The following is a 16,720-nucleotide window of genomic DNA, read 5'->3' on the forward strand; positions in this document are numbered from 1 at the left end:
TGTTATAGAATCATGCCCTCCAGTTTTCTGGTCAGACCCTCTATCTTCTTATATCAAAATATAAAAAATAAAGAGTGATTTGTATATATTAAATAGTTTATATAACAAATTTAAAAGACAATATGCAAAATTGCATGAAAATTCTTTTAAATAAAAAAAGAACCCTAGTCAATTAAACTAGGATTCTTGATTTTCTATTATTTCTCTTGTGTTTTTTCCCAATCAGCTAAGAACTTCTCAATTCCTTGATCTGTTAATGGGTGCTTCACTAATGAAGCAATTACGTTTGCTGGGATTGTTGCAATATGTGAACCGTTTAATGCTGCTTCTGTTACGTGAACACTGTGACGTACAGATGCTGCAATGATTTCTGTTTCAATGCCGTGAATTGCAAAGATTTCTGCGATTTGGCGGATTAAGTCCATACCGTTATGACCGATATCATCTAAGCGACCTAAGAATGGTGATACATATGTTGCACCAGCACGAGCTGCAAGTAATGCTTGAACTGCTGAGAATACTAATGTAACGTTTGTACGAATTCCTAAATCAGAGAATGCTTTTACTGCTTTTAAACCTTCTGTTGTCATTGGTACTTTTACAACAACGTTTGGAGCAATCTTCGCTAATTCTTTTCCTTCTTCAATCATTTTATCAGCTTCTAAGCTAATTACTTCTGCGCTTACAGGTCCTTCTATAAAGCTGCAAATTTCACGAATACGCTCATGGAAATCTACGCCTTCTTTTGCTACAAGTGATGGGTTTGTCGTTACTCCAGCTACTACGCCTAATGCATTTGCCTCTTTAATTTCGTTAATGTTTGCTGTATCAATAAAGAATTTCATTTGTTATTCTTCCTTCCTAATTTTCAATTTATATTTATTTGTTTTTCTTAATAAGCTCTAATTCAATCGGAATAGATTTGTCCACTTTTTTACCTTGCGTGATTTCTTTTGCTGTTTGCATCGCCTTCTCCCCGATTAATTCCGGTTTTTGAGCAACTGTTGCAGCCATACGCCCATCTTTAACCGCTTTTACAGCATCTTCTGTTGCATCAAACCCAACAACGACTACATCCGTTTTTCCAGCAGACTTCAATGCTTCAAGTGCCCCTAATGCCATTTCATCGTTATGCGCAAACACGGCTTTAATATCACCATTTGCTTGCAAAATGTTTTCCATAACAGATAATCCTTTTGCTCTATCAAAATCAGCTGCTTGTTTTGCAACTACTTTTAAAGATTTATCAGCTACGTTATGGAATCCTTTCCCGCGCTCACGAGCAGCAGAAGAGCCAGGTATTCCTTCTAATTCAGCAACATTTGCTCCCCCGCCAACTAATTCACGAATGTAATCACTAGCCATTTGACCACCTTCAATATTATTAGAGGCAATGTGAGAAACAACTTTACCTGAATTTGCAACGCGGTCTACTGTAATAACAGGGACATTCGCGGCGTTTGCCGCACTTACTGCTGAAGCAACAGCATCTGAATCGGTTGGATTAATAACAACTACATCGACACCTTTTTGAATTAAATCTTCAACATCGTTCGTTTGCTTTGCTGCATCATTTTGTGCATCAACAGCAATCAATTCGATGCCACTATCTTTCGCTTTCTTTTCTGCACCTTTTTTCAAAGTTACAAAGAAGGGATTATTTAAAGTTGAAACAGAGAATCCAACTTTAATAGTTTTATTTCGACCTTTATCGCTAGAATCCTTTGCCCATTCTGGTGGTTCCATTGAACAACCAGCAGTAATGACCATAATACATGCAACGAGTATAAGTAACCATTTCTTCATGAACTGTCCCTCCATTACGCTTCTTTTCGACGATCAATTAATACAGCTAGTAAGATTACAAGTCCTTTTACAACTTGTTGGAAGAAAGAAGATACACCTAATAAATTTAAACCGTTATTTAGTACACCGATAATAAGTACCCCGATGAATGTACCAACAATCCAACCTCTTCCCCCAGAAAGACTTGTTCCACCTAATACAACTGCTGCAATTGCATCTAGTTCGTAAGAAGTACCTGCAGTCGGCTGTGCAGAATCTAGTCTTGATGTTAAGACAATACCTGCAAGCGCTGCCAAAATTCCGGAAAGACCATAAATCATTACTTTAATTCTCGTAACATTAATACCTGATAATGCTGCTGCTTCTTCATTTCCACCAATTGCAAATGTACGGCGACCAAATGTCGTTTTCTTCAAAATGAAGTACAGTACTGCGAAAGCGACCATCATTGTAACAGCTGGTACCGGAATACCGAGAAAATAACCGCGGCCAAACATTTGGAACATTAAATGATCACCAAGACCAGTGATCGGACGTCCGTCCATATAAACAAGCGTCAACCCGCGAAAAATAGTCATTGTTGCTAAAGTTGCAATAAATGGAGCTACTTTTCCCTTCGCTATGATGATACCGTTTACAATTCCCATTACAAGACCAGCTAATAATCCAACTGCCATCGCAAGGAACGGGTCCATACCACTTGCCATCATTCCAGCAACAAGTGCACTTGATAATGCTAAAATAGAACCTACCGATAAGTCAATACCCCCTGTTAAAATTACAAAGGTCATTCCGAATGCAATAAGCGCATTAATCGATACTTGACGCAGTATATTAAATAAATTTGGAATCTCAATAAATGCTGGATTTAAAGCTGTAATTACGACGATAATTAATACTAAACCGATTAAAGAACCGAGTTGTTGTAATACATTCCCCTTCTTAGCCATCCTTACTCTCCCCCTGTAGCTAGTGCCATAATAGACTCTTGTGATGCCTCACCTTTCTCTAAAATGCCGCCGACCTTCCCTTCATGAATAACAAGAACGCGATCACTCATTCCTAAAACTTCTGGAAGCTCAGATGATACCATAATAACGGCATCGCCTTGCTCAGTAAGCTTATTCATAATAGAGTAAATTTCTTTTTTCGCTCCAACATCTACACCCCTTGTTGGCTCATCTAAAATGAGTAACTGCGGGTGGATACCTAGCCATTTTGCAATAACAACCTTTTGCTGATTTCCACCAGAAAGAGATTTCACCGTTTGCTCTCCACTAGCTGCTTTTACATTAAGAAGTTTCATCATATCCGCTGTAAACTGTTGTTCTAGTTCGTTACTAAGGACACTTCCCTTTGAAAGACTTTCTAAATTCGGTAAAGCTAAATTTTCTCGAATTGAGAAATCTAACACTAACCCTTCAGATTTTCTATCCTCTGTAATGAAAGCTATTCTTTGTCTAATCGCATCTATCGGACTATCAATCTTTACTTCTTGTCCATTTATAAAAATTTGGCCAGAATCTAAAGGTTCGTATCCAAATATCGCTTTCATAATATCTGTACGGCCAGCTCCCATCAAGCCAGCAACACCAAGGATCTCACCTTTTCTCACTTGAAACGAAACATTTTCAAACTTCCCTTTTTTCGTTCCGTTACGCATCTCAAAAATGACATCGCCAATTTGACTATTTCGCTCTGGGTAACGTTCACCAATGCTACGCCCCACCATCATACTCACTACTTCATCAAATGATGTTTCCGGAATAAGTCTCTTTCCTACGTATTCCCCATCACGTAAAATCGTAATGGCATCACATATTGAAAAAATTTCTTCCATTCGGTGTGAGATATAAACGAACGAAACACCTTCTTTACGTAATTTATTAATGACAGTAAACAACGTTTCAATTTCGCGTTCTGTTAATGCAGCTGTAGGTTCATCCATAATAATAACGCTCGCGTTTGTCATTAACGCTTTCGCAATTTCGATAATTTGCTGTTGTCCAACCGATAACTCTCCTGCAAACATAGCGCCTTTTACATGTAACCCTAACTCCGCTAGTTGCTGCTGCGCAATCGCGTTCATTTGACGCGTACGCAAAATACCTGTCTTCCCATACATTAACTCTTTACCGAGAAACATATTTTCAGCTACTGTTAAATTCGATAATATGTTCAATTCTTGATGTATAAATGCAATACCGTACTCTTCTGCTTCTTTCGCATTTTTAAAAGTTCGTTCTTGTCCATCAATCGTGATTGTTCCACCATCTTTTTTGTATACACCTGTTAAAATTTTCATGAGCGTTGATTTGCCCGCTCCATTTTCCCCCATCAATGCATGGACTTCCCCTGTTTCAATCATAAACTGTGCATTCTTCAAAACAGGATTACCATTGAACGCCTTTGAAATATTTTTCATTTCAATACGCATTCCCATCACTTCCTTTTATTAAAAAATCACGCCCGCATGTAAAATTACATTGGCATAAGGAGTAGCCTCTCCTGTACGAATAATCGCCTTCGCTTTCTTCGTGTGCTCTTTAAATTGTTCATGCGATACATATTCAAACGCTGGCTCTATTAATTTCAGCTCGATTTCTTTATTTACTTCCGCATTATTGTTAATGACTTCTTCTGCTAACGTTACTTTTTCAATTGCCATATCATCAGATACCACTTGCAATACGTCTAAAAAGCTAGGTTTTCCAATCTCAACAGCTAAATCAATTCGTTTTACTCCGTCAGGAATTGGTAGCCCACAGTCTGCGATTACAATCGTATCTGTATGTCCAAGTGAAGCAAGGACTGATGCAATCTCACTGTTTAATACACCGTGCTTTTTCATCCGACAATCACCTGCACTTCACGTACTCTATCTCTCGTTGGCATACCGCCCTGTGCTCCAAGTTTCGTTACAGAAAGACCACCAGCAATATTCGCAAAACGAATTGCTTTTTGAAGTGTTTCTCCTTCAGAAAGCGCAACTGCTAATGCACCATTGAATGTATCACCAGCTCCAGTCGTATCTACTACATCAACAGCAATGCTAGGAACATGTACAATCTCCTTACCATTATGGAAACGAACACCGTTAGAACCTTCTGTCATCAATAGTTTATTTGGATATTTAGCCAGTAAATCTTCAATTGGCGATATGAAATCATCTAATACGATGCGGCACTCATGTTCATTTGGTGTAATATAAGTTGCTTTTTCTAAAATATCTTCTGATAACACTTGTGCTGGCGCTGGATTTAACATAACCGGGATTTTGTGTTCCTCACAAATAGCTAATACGTATTTTACTGTTTCAAGTGGAATCTCTAGTTGAAGAACAACCATATCTGCTTTTATAAGAAGATCTTTTGAACGATCTACAACCGACTCATTTACAAGAGCATTCGCCCCTTGCACAACAACAATACTGTTATCCTCTTCTGCTAAAACGATATGAGCAATTCCTGTCGCCGTATCTGTAACCGGTACCACATAGTCGATAAAAACGCGTTCGTTCTCTAAATTGTTCTTAACTACAGTTCCATAATTATCATTTCCAACCGCTCCAACCATCGCTACATTTGCGCCTAATCTAGCTGCAGCAACTGCCTGGTTGGCTCCTTTCCCTCCTGGGATTGTATGAAATGCTTCACCAATTACTGTTTCTCCTGCTTTCGGACGTTTTTTTGAAACAGCCACTAAGTCCATTGAAATACTACCTACCACTGCAATATTTGGCATCTGTTTCATCTCCTTACTTTGTTGTATTTCGTTCTATAATTTCAATCGGTAAACGATAGTGTTTCTCTTCTAATACGTTTCCTTCCATCTGCTCTAATAACAGCTCTGTTGCAATTTTCCCCATTTCATAAATTGGCTGTGCAACAGTTGTAATAGATGGATACATCATTTCTGTTAAAGAAATTCCATCGAATCCGATAATTTGTAAATCATCTGGAATAGAAATCCCCTTTTGGAGTGCAGCCTTTACAATACCTATTGCGATTAAATCATTTCCAGCAACAATTCCATCAATATGTGGGTATTCTTCTAATAATTCCACTGCTACACGCTCACTATTAGCTGGATCAAATGTACTCTCTGCAATCATATAAGAAAGATTATTTTGCGTAATAACGTCTACAAAACCTTCAAAACGTTCATTAGCCGTGCTTACGTCACGCGGTCCGCGAATATGCGCAATATGTTTACAGCCTTTATCTATTAATAGATTTGTCGCTGCCTGACTCCCTGCATAGTTATCTGCATATACAGTAGGGATACGCTCATTAAACATACGGTCAATTGCAACAACTGGAACAGACAACTTCATGTAATTAACACTATTTTGTGGATTCGTTGCTACAATAAATCCATCCACATTATTTTGCCTAAGTACATCAATATATTGCTTTTCTTTCTCTAAACTCTCATCAGAGTTACAAAGGACAACTGTGTATCCTTGCTTATGCGCTACATCTTCTACGGCACGTGCAACTTCTGGAAAGAATGGATTCACGATATTTGGAACAACTAAGCCAATTAAACGAGATTTTTTATTATACAATGAACGCGCTACTGTACTAGGTTTATAATCTAGCATCTCAATCGCTCGTTCTACTTTCTTTAATGTATCTTCATGAACATATCCATTTTTATTTAACACTCTGGAAACGGTAGCAACAGATACTCCTGCTAATTTTGCAACGTCTTTAATCGTACTCATTCTCTTCCCTCTCCATTTCATGTAACCGTTTACAGAAAATAATATAACGTATTTCTAGAAATACGTCAATCATTTCTCACGAAAAAGCTTTTAAGGTTATACTCAAAAAAAGCACCGCCATAAGGCGATGCTTTTTCATTACGAATATGATACAGTTTGTTCTTTTTCCTCTGTAGCTGGCTCTTCAGCATCTTTTTTACGATCTGACAGTTTAATCTTCTGTAAGAAAATCGTAAAGATAGCGCCTACTACGATAAATACTAATCCTGTTAAGAATACAGTATGAAGTGAGTCTATTAAAGAGTTTTTCAAGATTGGTACAATGCTGTTAGCGAATGCTTCTGGCATTTGTTTTAATGCTTCTGGACTAAATAGCATCGAATATAAACCTTGTGGATCTGTGTGAATCATATCTTTAAATTTCGTTACCATTTGACCCGCTTCTTTCGGGAACGTATCTAATACAGGTACTAATTTATTTGTTAATGTTGTACCTGAAGTGTTATTCATGATTGACCCTAAAATTGTAATACCAAATGTTCCACCGATTTGACGGAAGAACTGACTTGATGATGTTACGACTCCAAGATCTTTTTTCGGGAAACTTTCTTGTAACGCTAATGTTAATGTCGGCATAACAAGACCCATTCCTAAACCGATAATACTCATATAGAAAGTAGCAGTAAGTTTAGTCGTGTGCATATCCATCGTTGTTAATAACCAGAAACCACCAGCCATAATAAGCATCCCTGTAATAATTTGTGGTTTCACACCAACTTTTAATACAAGTTGACCACCGATAATACTCATCACTATCATTGTAATCATCATCGGTGTCATGATTGTTCCTGATTCAGCAGCACTTACTCCTACAATTCCTTGCATGAAGAATGGTACGAACATAATCGCACCGAACATTCCGATACTCATAAAGAAACCAATCGCATTCAGTATTGTAAACGTGCGATTTTTAAAGAAATGCATCGGTAAAATCGGTTCTTCTGCTTTCGTTTCAACGATAACAAAGCTAATAATACCAATTAGAGCTAATGCAAATAAACCGATAATTTGCCAAGAATCCCATGGATAATCTTTTCCGCCAAACGTTAATGCAAGTAATAAACTTACAACACCGAGAATCATCGTAAAGATTCCAGCAATATCAATTTTGATCGGTCCTGTTTGTTTATGTGACTTTAATCCCATTGCAATAAAGATTGTTGCTAAAATACCAACTGGTAAGTTAATGTAGAATACCCATCTCCAGTTCACTGCGTCTACAATCCAGCCACCCACTTGTGGTCCAATTACAGAAGCAAGACCGTATAACGCACCAAAAATACCTTGCCATTTCGCACGTTCTTTTCCCGTAAACATATCTCCGATAATAATCATAGCCATTGGCATCATAATACCGCCACCAAGACCTTGAATACCACGGAAAATAATTAATTCTGTCATACCATTTGCCATACCACATAACGCCGAACCAACCATAAAGATAACTAGTCCTGTAATATATACGTTACGACGGCCAAGTAAATCCGCTAATTTACCTGCAATTGGTACAACTGTCGTTGATGTTAACATATAAGCTGTTGTTAACCACGTCATTAAACTTAATCCGCCTAGTTCACCGACGATACGCGGCATTGCTGTACCAACAATGGTTCCATCTAATGCAGCAAATAGCATCGCGATTATTAAACCAATTAACAGCAACTTTCTATTTATGTTTTCTTGTTGCTCCATGTAATCTCCTCAATTCCTCTTAGTTATTCTCTTTTTTCTCTTGTGTCCCGCAAATAATTGTTTCTAATTTCTCAAAGAGGCGTAACAAATCTTCTCTTTCTTGTAATTCTAAATGTGAGAAATATTTTGCAATATGCTCATTACGAGCGGTCATTGCCTCTTCTACTCTAGCTTTCCCCTTTTTTGTTAACTCAATGATGACAACACGACGGTCATCTTTGTCGTGATAGCGTTCTACAAGCTCTTGGTCAATTAGGCGATCAATCATCACTGTAATTGCACTAGGCTTTACATACATCTTTTTTGCTAATTTTGTCGCTCTTGAAGCACCGTAATGATCTAAAATCTTTAAAATATAAAACTGCGGTGGTGTAAGTCCTGTTGCTTGCATTTGTTCTAATAACTCCGTCTGCATTTTCTTTCCAATCGAAAAGGCAAGAGCTTGAATTTTATCGATATGCGTCATATCATTTGGCATGTTATCCACCTCTTATTTAAGCGATAAAATATTTAACGTATTTAAATATTAATCCCACAAACAAAATCCGTCAACACTTTTTATTTATAAAAACGTTTACATTTCTGTCACAAAGTTGTATAATTTTCGACGAAGTTAATATTGACAGTCACGGAGAATCGGAGTATACGGCTATGAATCATAAAAAAGGAAACTTTTTTATATTTCATGGCCTTTTTATATTCTCTCTGACTTACAACATTTCGAATTCATTAGGGGAGGATTTTCATTTTATGTTTTTCACACAATTATTTAAGCCTGCGCCCCACGCGGAACGCTTACCAGCTGATCGCGTTGATAGCGAATACCGTAAATTACGTTTACAAGTATTCTTAGGTATCTTCATCGGCTACGCAGGTTACTACTTTGTTCGAAAAAACTTTTCACTAGCGATGCCATACTTAATCGAACAAGGCTTTAGTAAAGGGGAACTTGGGGTTATCCTTTCAGCAGTATCTATCGCTTACGGATTAAGTAAATTTCTTATGGGTATCGTATCCGACCGTTGTAATCCTCGCTACTTTTTAGCAGCTGGGCTATTTTTATCAGGTATCATTAATATTATTTTCGGCTCATTTTCTTTCATTACAACGAGCATTATACTTATGTTTGTCCTTCAGTTTTTAAATGGATGGGTACAAGGTATGGGATGGCCTCCTTGTGGTCGTACGATGGTTCACTGGTTCTCTATTAGTGAACGTGGTACAAAAATGTCTATTTGGAACGTTGCTCATAATGTCGGTGGCGCGCTTATGCCTTCTCTTGTGACATTAGGCTTATACTTCTTCGCAAATGACTGGAAGAGTATTTTTTACTTCCCAGGTATTCTTTCAATTTTAGTTGGTATTTATGTATTAATTACGATGAGAGATACACCTCAATCTTGTGGATTACCTTCTATCGAAGAACATACTGGAGAATATCCATCAGATGAAAAAGTAAAAGATCGAGAACGCGAACTTTCAGTAAAAGAAATTTTATTTAAATACGTACTAAACAATAAATTTTTATGGTACATCGCTATCGCGAACGTTTTCGTTTATTTCGTACGTTACGGCGTTGTAGACTGGGCTCCTACTTATTTAGTAGAGGAAAAAAGTTTCACTCATAGTAGCTCTCGTACAGCTTACGCTCTATATGAATGGGCTGGTATTCCAGGTACACTTCTTTGCGGATGGATGAGTGATAAACTATTTAAAGGGCGCCGCGCACCTGCTGGTATTTTATTTATGGTTGGTGTATTTATCGCCGTTCTTGTTTACTGGCTAAATCCTCCTGGTAATCCAATGGTTGATAGTATCGCACTTGTCGCGATTGGATTTTTAATTTACGGACCTGTTATGTTAATCGGCCTACACGCACTAGACTTAGCACCAAAAAAAGCTGCTGGAACTGCAGCTGGTTTAACTGGGTTCTTCGGTTACCTAGGTGGAGCTACTTTTGCTAGCGCAGCTATGGGCTTTATCGTTGATGCATTCGGATGGGATGGCGGATTCATCTTATTACTTGTATCTTGTGTACTTGCAATGTTCTTCCTTGCTCTTACTTTAAAGACAGGATCTGCAAAACAAAAACAAGCTTAAGTACTAATATTATTCTTATCAAAAAAAGAGAGACTGTTCTTTCCAGAACACCTCTCTTTTTTCTACATATAATACTTTTTTCTTACAAAAGATTTATTTCCCTCTCACATATATGTTAGCGTTTTCAACTAACTTCAATCCCTTATATAACAGCATTCAATCTCTGTATAAAAAGATTTTTGAATATTTTCTCAACTTATGCTTGTCAAACATTGTCAATTTATATTAAAATAACAACAACATACAAAATATTTAGTCTTTTCAGAAAAGATGGAGGGATAGCCATGAAGAATCCACTTCTTCGCATTGAAAACTTACAGACTTCCTTTCGCATACAAGATCACTATCATGCCGCAGTTGATGATGTTTCGTTAACTGTCCATGAAAATGAAATTGTCGCGATAGTTGGTGAATCAGGTTGCGGAAAAAGTGCACTTGCCCTTTCTATTATGCGACTGCATAATGAAGCAAATACAAAATTACAAGGGCAGCTTAACTATAGAGATAAGGATCTACTAACTATGTCAGCCGCAGAAATGAATAAAGTACGCGGATCAAACATCGGTATGATTTTCCAAGAACCTCTTACAGCACTCGATCCTCTTATGACAGTTGGAAAGCAAATCGAAGAAAACTTAGACTACCACACAAGCCTTTCAAAAGTTGAAAAAAAAGAACGCACCTTAGAACTACTTCATCAAGTTGGTATTCCAAAACCAGAACTTACATATAAACAATACCCACACGAATTATCTGGCGGAATGAGACAAAGAATTGTTATCGCAATTGCAATTGCTTGTAACCCAGCACTCATTATTGCGGATGAGCCAACAACGGCTCTTGACGTAACCATCCAAGCACAAATTTTAGACTTACTAAAATCTATTCAAGAACAAACGAAAATGGGCATCATTTTAATTACTCATGATTTAAGTGTTGTCGCAGAAACAGCCGATCGTATCGTCGTTATGTACGCCGGACAAGTTGTAGAGACAGGAAAAGTTGAAGAGATTTTTAACAACCCTCTTCACCCATATACTCGTTCTCTATTAAACTCCATTCCATCTGCGTATGGTGAAAAAGAAAAATTGCATGTAATTCAAGGGGTCGTTCCTTCGTTAGCGAAGCTTCCTCGCACAGGTTGTCGCTTCCAAGCTCGAATTCCATGGATTAGACCTGATCAACACGAGGAAAATCCAATTTTACATGAAGTAAAACCAGACCATTGGGTACGTTGTACTTGCTACAAGCATTTCAACTTCCAAGATAAGAAAGGAGATGACGTAGCTCATGGCACTGCTTAAAGTAGAAGATTTAAAAGTACATTTTCCAATTAAAGGTGGTTTCTTCGGCCGCACATTAGATTACGTGCGTGCTGTCGATGGTGTAAGTTTTGAATTACAGCCGGGTGAAACATACGGGATCGTTGGTGAATCAGGAAGTGGCAAATCAACAACGGGTAAAGCAATTATGCATTTAACGAAAGCAACAGAGGGTAGCATTCATTTTAATAATAGAGATTTAACAAAATTAAGTCGCTCTGAGCTACGTGAACAACGAAAAGATATTCAAATGATTTTCCAAGATCCTTATTCATCATTAAATCCGAAGAAACGTGTTCTCGACATTATTGCTGAGCCTCTTCGAAATTTTGAGAAGCTCTCACCTGATGAAGAACGTAGAGCGGTTCAAGAATATCTTGATAAAGTTGGTCTAAATCCAGAGTCAATTTATAAATATCCACATGAATTTTCCGGCGGGCAAAGGCAGCGGATTGGTATTGCACGCGCTCTTACATTAAAACCGAAGCTTATTATTGCTGATGAGCCAGTATCTGCGCTTGACGTCTCTGTACAAGCACAAGTATTAAACTTCTTGCAAGATTTACAAGCTGAGCTCGGACTAACATACTTATTCATTAGTCATGATTTAGGTGTAATTCGTCATATGTGTGATCGTATCGGTGTTATGTATCGCGGACGCATTGTCGAAGAAGCAACTAGTGCAGAAATTTATAGTAATCCGCAACATATTTATACAAAGCGCCTAATATCAGCAATTCCTGATATTCGTCCTGAAAACAGAGAGAGACAGCGTAAGCTCCGTCAACAAGTAAGCTCTGAATACGAGAAATCATACGAAAATTATTTCAATGAAAACGGTCGTGCTTATGACTTAAAAGCAATCTCGCCAACGCACCGGGTGGCATTACCATAAGGGAGTGATAAAACATGTGGAAGTTTATATTACGGAGATTTTTAGTGATGATCCCGCAATTATTCGTGTTAAGTGTACTTGTCTTTCTATTAGCTAAGGCAATGCCAGGCGATGCCTTAACCGGCAGAGCAATGAATCCAAAAGCGGATCCAAAAGTGATTGAAGAACAACGTGAAAAGCTTGGATTAAATGACCCAGTTGCAACACAATATGTTCGCTGGATTAAAAATGCAGCCCAAGGTGACTTTGGTATTTCCTATGCACATAAAATGAAAGTAACCGATTTAATTGGAGAACGACTTGGAAATACAGTATCTTTAGCACTTGTTATTCTTATTCTTACTTATTTAATTGCCATACCACTAGGAGTTATAAGTGGGCGGTGGAATGATACATGGGCTGATCGACTCATTACCCTTTACAACTATCTAGGTTTTGCTACACCACTATTTATATTTGCATTAATTATGCTCTTCCTATTCGGATTTAAGTTTGCAATATTCCCAACCGGCGGTAGCGTTGATCCTCAAGTTGCAACAGGTACATTTGCTTACTATTTAAGCAAATTGAATCACATGCTATTACCAGCTTTATCTGGTGCATTAATTGCGACAGTTGGTACGGTTCAATATTTACGAAGCGAAATTATTGATACGAAACATAAAGATTTTGTGCGTACAGTAAGAGCAAAGGGTGTTCCAGAATCCAAAATCTATTCTAGACATATTTTACGAAATTCATTCTTACCAATTGCAGCGTTCTTAGGTTATGAAATTACAGGATTAGTTGGCGGTGCTATCTTCTTAGAAAGCATTTTTAGCTATCCGGGAATTGGACAACTATTTATACAATCTATCTCTCAACGTGATTTTAGTGTAATAACTGCACTCGTTATGTTTACTGGATTTGCAACGTTACTTGGAACTCTCCTTTCAGATATTATTCTAAGCATCGTCGATCCACGTATTCGTATTGATTAAAGAAAGGAGATGACGTTATGTTAGCAAACCCTGAAAAACAAACTGAAGTTATTAAATTCGAAAAAAGCCCTTCTGGTTTCTCTATTATGTGGCGAGAACTTCGTAAAGATAAATTAGCAATGTTTTCACTTGTTTTCCTAGCAATCTTATTACTAGCAGTCTACGCAACATCTTTTATTATGAAACAAGAAGATATTGTACGAGTTGATTTATTCGCTATTTATGCTCCTCCCTCTGCTGAACATTGGTTAGGAACAGATTATGGAGGACGCGATATTTTCGGCCAACTTATTATTGGTACGCGTAACTCATTTACAATTGGATTAGCGATTACTATTCTTTCTTGTTTAATTGGCCTTTCCATTGGATTAATTGCCGGTTATTTTGGAGGAGCAATTGATAATATCATTATGCGCATTATCGATTTTGTAATGGTTTTACCATTTTTAATGCTTGTAATTGTATTTATTACACTTGTTCCTACATTCAATATCTTCACTTTCATTTTAATTATGAGCGTGTTCTTATGGACAGGAAAGGCAAGATTAATTCGCTCAAAAGTATTAACTGAAAAAGAACTCGATTATGTCTCTGCATCAAAAACTTTAGGTACACCAAACTGGAAGATCATTCTTTTCCAAGTACTACCTAACTTAAGTTCGATTATCATTGTTAGTGTTACATTAAACCTTGCTGGAAACATCGGTATTGAATCTGGTCTAACCTTCTTAGGGTTTGGTCTACCAGAAAGTACACCAAGCCTTGGTACACTTGTTAGTTATGCTAGAAATCCAGATGTATTACAAGAAAAATGGTGGATTTGGTTACCCGCATCAATCATGATTTTAACATTGATGCTGTGTATAAATTTTATTGGTCAAGCGCTACGCCGTTCGGCCGACGCAAGACAAAGAAAAGGATAAGGGGTGGAAGAAATGACAAATAAGCCAAAGTTTTTCAAAGTATTAAGTACACTTGCAGTTTCAACATTACTACTTTCAGCATGTGGGGGCAGTGGTGGTAGTGAAAAAACGAGCAGCACAAAAAAAGTAGATACAAATAAATTTAGTGCATCTGTTAAAAATGATAAAAAGGAAGTTAAAGATGGTTCATTAACATATGGTCTTGTTTCTAACACACCATTTGAAGGACTTTTGAACTTCGCTGTATATGAAGGAGATCCTGATAACCAGGTCATTACAATTTTCGATGAATCTTTATTATCAAATGACGAAAACTGGGAATACACGAATGATGGTGCTGCTACATATGAAATTTCTAAAGATAAAAAGACAATTACACTAAAAATCAAAGATAATGTAAAATGGCATGATGGAAACCCTGTTACTGCTGAGGATTTAGAATACTCTTATCTAGTAATTGGTAGCAAACAATATGCTGGTTCTCGCTATGACACTCAAATGCAAATGATTGAAGGTATGGAAGATTACCACAATGGAAAAGCCGAAAAAATTTCAGGTATCAAGGTAACGGATCCAAAAACAATTTCGATTACGTTTAAAGAACCGAATCCTTCAGTGAAAACTGGACTTTGGGCATATCCTCTTCATAAGAAATATTTAGGAGATGTACCAATCGATAAATTAGCAGAGTCTGATAAAATCCGTAAAAACCCAATTGGTTTCGGACCTTTTAAAGTGAAGAAAATTACTCCTGGAGAATCCGTTGAATTTGAACGTTTTGATGACTATTATGGCGGAAAACCAAAGCTGAAAAGCATGGTTTTAAAAGTTGTTAACCCTTCCGTTGTTAACGCGTCCTTAAAAAATGGTGATATTGACATTGCTGAAGTAAGTGCAGATCAGTATCCAAATGTAAGTAAATTAAAAAATGCACAATTAGTCGGTAAAACCGATTTATACTATAGCTATATCGGCTTTAAGTTAGGCCATATGGATAAAGAAAAAGAAGAAGTAGTGATGGATAAGGAAAAATTTAAAGATGTTCGTGTACGTCAAGCAATGGCTTATGCTATTGATCGAAAAGAAATTGGTGAAAAATTATATCATGGCCTACGTTATCCGGCTAACTCACCAATTCCACCATCTCTACCAAAATATCATAACAATAAAATTGGTGCCTATGATAAAGATGTAGAGAAAGCTAAAAAATTATTAGATGAAGCTGGCTATAAAGATACGAACGGAGATGGATTCCGTGAAGACCCGAATGGTAAAGAATTTAAAGCTAATTTCTTATCAATGAGTGGTAGCGATGTAAGTGAACCACTTGCAAAATTCTTTATTCAATCTTGGAAAGACATCGGCCTAAAAGTAGAGCTTCTTGATGGTCGCTTGCATGAATTCAACTCATTCTACGATATGATTAAAAAAGATGATCCAAAAGTTGATATTTTCTCTGCAGCTTGGGGAACTGCATCTGATCCAGATCCTTCTGGTATTTGGGCTAAAAATGCAGCGTTCAATTACACACGTTGGTCTAGCGACAAAAACACAGAATTATTAAAAGAAGGTATTTCTCCAAAAGCAGCCGATGAAAAGTACCGTAAAGATGTATACGATAAATGGCAAAAATTAGTTCACGATGAAGTACCATTAATTCCACTTCATTATAAATTTGACTTAAAAGGTGTAAATAATCGCGTAAAAGATTATAAATATACACCAGAGGATCAATACAAATGGGGTAACGTTAGCGTAACAAGCGATAAAGCAGAAACAGAGAAATAAGAAAATAGCTCCTAGCACTGAGGTACATGCTAGGAGCTATTTTTTATTTATAACCCTTCTCTTGCTATTTATAACAACCAATTCCTTCCCTACTCTAAGATTAAAAGATTTGATGAATCATCTTTATTACAACAGCTAACGTAACAGATGCCGCAAATCCCCCTAAACAAATTAAGCTTACCCCTTGACTATATGATAAATTTTGAAATGATTTCATTGCTTCCATCCTCCCTATCTCCCCTTTGATACTCTTATTTTACCAATGGGAAAAATTTCATAACATCGATTTTTCTGACAACAAACTTACAAATTTGTAAGTTAACGATTTCCCTTTAAACTTATATATCTAGTATGTCCGCACTCTCCCTCTTTATACGCAAAAAAAGACCTCGAATTATATCAAGGTCTTGCTTACACTACAAAAG

16 protein-coding genes are annotated in these 16,720 nt (G+C 37.1%); 6 read left to right on the forward strand and 10 right to left on the reverse strand.

From position 1 onward, the window contains the following. Positions 1–197: 197 nt before the first annotated feature. The 9 genes from fsa to QEP67_RS24590 form a co-directional block, all read right to left on the reverse strand. Complete coding sequence (gene fsa / locus QEP67_RS24550; RefSeq protein ID WP_000667669.1) at positions 198–845, reverse strand: fructose-6-phosphate aldolase; 648 nt, start codon at positions 843–845, stop codon at positions 198–200. A 34-nt stretch (positions 846–879) separates the two neighbouring features. Continuing rightward, a complete protein-coding gene (gene rbsB, locus QEP67_RS24555; RefSeq protein WP_000758981.1) occupies positions 880–1,806 on the reverse strand; it encodes a ribose ABC transporter substrate-binding protein RbsB in 927 nt (308 codons plus the stop codon). Between the two features lie 14 nt (positions 1,807–1,820). Then, positions 1,821–2,756, reverse strand: coding sequence for a ribose ABC transporter permease (gene rbsC / locus QEP67_RS24560; protein WP_001074645.1), 936 nt, complete (start codon positions 2,754–2,756; stop codon positions 1,821–1,823). Between the two features lie 2 nt (positions 2,757–2,758). After that, complete coding sequence (gene rbsA, locus QEP67_RS24565) at positions 2,759–4,243, reverse strand: ribose ABC transporter ATP-binding protein RbsA (RefSeq protein ID WP_001217678.1); 1,485 nt, start codon at positions 4,241–4,243, stop codon at positions 2,759–2,761. A gap of 18 nt (positions 4,244–4,261) precedes the next feature. Then, a complete protein-coding gene (gene rbsD / locus QEP67_RS24570) occupies positions 4,262–4,657 on the reverse strand; it encodes a D-ribose pyranase (RefSeq protein ID WP_000716164.1) in 396 nt (131 codons plus the stop codon). Continuing rightward, positions 4,654–5,550 (reverse strand): ribokinase, encoded by an 897-nt coding sequence (gene rbsK / locus QEP67_RS24575; RefSeq protein WP_001132877.1) that lies wholly within the window; start codon positions 5,548–5,550, stop codon positions 4,654–4,656. The genes rbsD and rbsK overlap by 4 nt, the downstream gene beginning before the upstream one ends. A 13-nt stretch (positions 5,551–5,563) precedes the next feature. Continuing rightward, on the reverse strand, positions 5,564–6,535 hold the full coding sequence (rbsR, locus tag QEP67_RS24580) for a ribose operon transcriptional repressor RbsR (RefSeq protein WP_000104030.1): 972 nt from the start codon (positions 6,533–6,535) through the stop codon (positions 5,564–5,566). Between the two features lie 138 nt (positions 6,536–6,673). Continuing rightward, complete coding sequence (locus tag QEP67_RS24585; protein WP_000437638.1) at positions 6,674–8,287, reverse strand: MDR family MFS transporter; 1,614 nt, start codon at positions 8,285–8,287, stop codon at positions 6,674–6,676. Positions 8,288–8,306: 19 nt separating this feature from the next. Continuing rightward, positions 8,307–8,765 carry a MarR family transcriptional regulator gene (locus QEP67_RS24590; protein WP_001132358.1) on the reverse strand — a complete coding sequence of 153 codons (459 nt, stop codon included), beginning with the start codon at positions 8,763–8,765 and terminating at the stop codon, positions 8,307–8,309. Positions 8,766–9,037: 272 nt separating this feature from the next. On the opposite strand from QEP67_RS24590, the gene glpT reads away from it, so the two are divergent. The 6 genes from glpT to opp4A all read left to right on the forward strand — a co-directional run bounded on the left by glpT (position 9,038) and on the right by opp4A (position 16,295). Continuing rightward, positions 9,038–10,387: a glycerol-3-phosphate transporter gene (gene glpT, locus QEP67_RS24595; RefSeq protein ID WP_000466390.1), complete on the forward strand. Its 1,350-nt coding sequence runs from the start codon at positions 9,038–9,040 to the stop codon at positions 10,385–10,387. Positions 10,388–10,671: 284 nt separating this feature from the next. Further along, positions 10,672–11,691, forward strand: coding sequence for an ABC transporter ATP-binding protein (locus tag QEP67_RS24600; protein ID WP_000795363.1), 1,020 nt, complete (start codon positions 10,672–10,674; stop codon positions 11,689–11,691). After that, positions 11,678–12,604 carry an ATP-binding cassette domain-containing protein gene (locus QEP67_RS24605; protein ID WP_001196372.1) on the forward strand — a complete coding sequence of 309 codons (927 nt, stop codon included), beginning with the start codon at positions 11,678–11,680 and terminating at the stop codon, positions 12,602–12,604. Before QEP67_RS24600 ends, QEP67_RS24605 begins: the two co-directional genes overlap by 14 nt. Before the next feature lie 14 nt (positions 12,605–12,618). Beyond that, positions 12,619–13,584, forward strand: coding sequence for an oligopeptide ABC transporter permease (gene opp4B, locus QEP67_RS24610; protein ID WP_000265438.1), 966 nt, complete (start codon positions 12,619–12,621; stop codon positions 13,582–13,584). Between the two features lie 17 nt (positions 13,585–13,601). After that, on the forward strand, positions 13,602–14,507 hold the full coding sequence (locus tag QEP67_RS24615; RefSeq protein ID WP_064459679.1) for an ABC transporter permease: 906 nt from the start codon (positions 13,602–13,604) through the stop codon (positions 14,505–14,507). 12 nt (positions 14,508–14,519) lie between these two features. Further along, positions 14,520–16,295, forward strand: a complete 1,776-nt coding sequence (gene opp4A / locus QEP67_RS24620) for an oligopeptide ABC transporter substrate-binding protein (protein ID WP_000182629.1) — start codon at positions 14,520–14,522, stop codon at positions 16,293–16,295. A gap of 100 nt (positions 16,296–16,395) precedes the next feature. Here opp4A and QEP67_RS24625 read toward each other — a convergent pair whose 3' ends face one another. Then, complete coding sequence (locus tag QEP67_RS24625; protein WP_082181333.1) at positions 16,396–16,521, reverse strand: DUF4027 family protein; 126 nt, start codon at positions 16,519–16,521, stop codon at positions 16,396–16,398. Positions 16,522–16,720: the final 199 nt, after the last annotated feature.

This window comes from Bacillus cereus group sp. MS39, from assembly GCF_040448665.1.
Lineage (GTDB): Bacteria > Bacillota > Bacilli > Bacillales > Bacillaceae_G > Bacillus_A > Bacillus_A wiedmannii.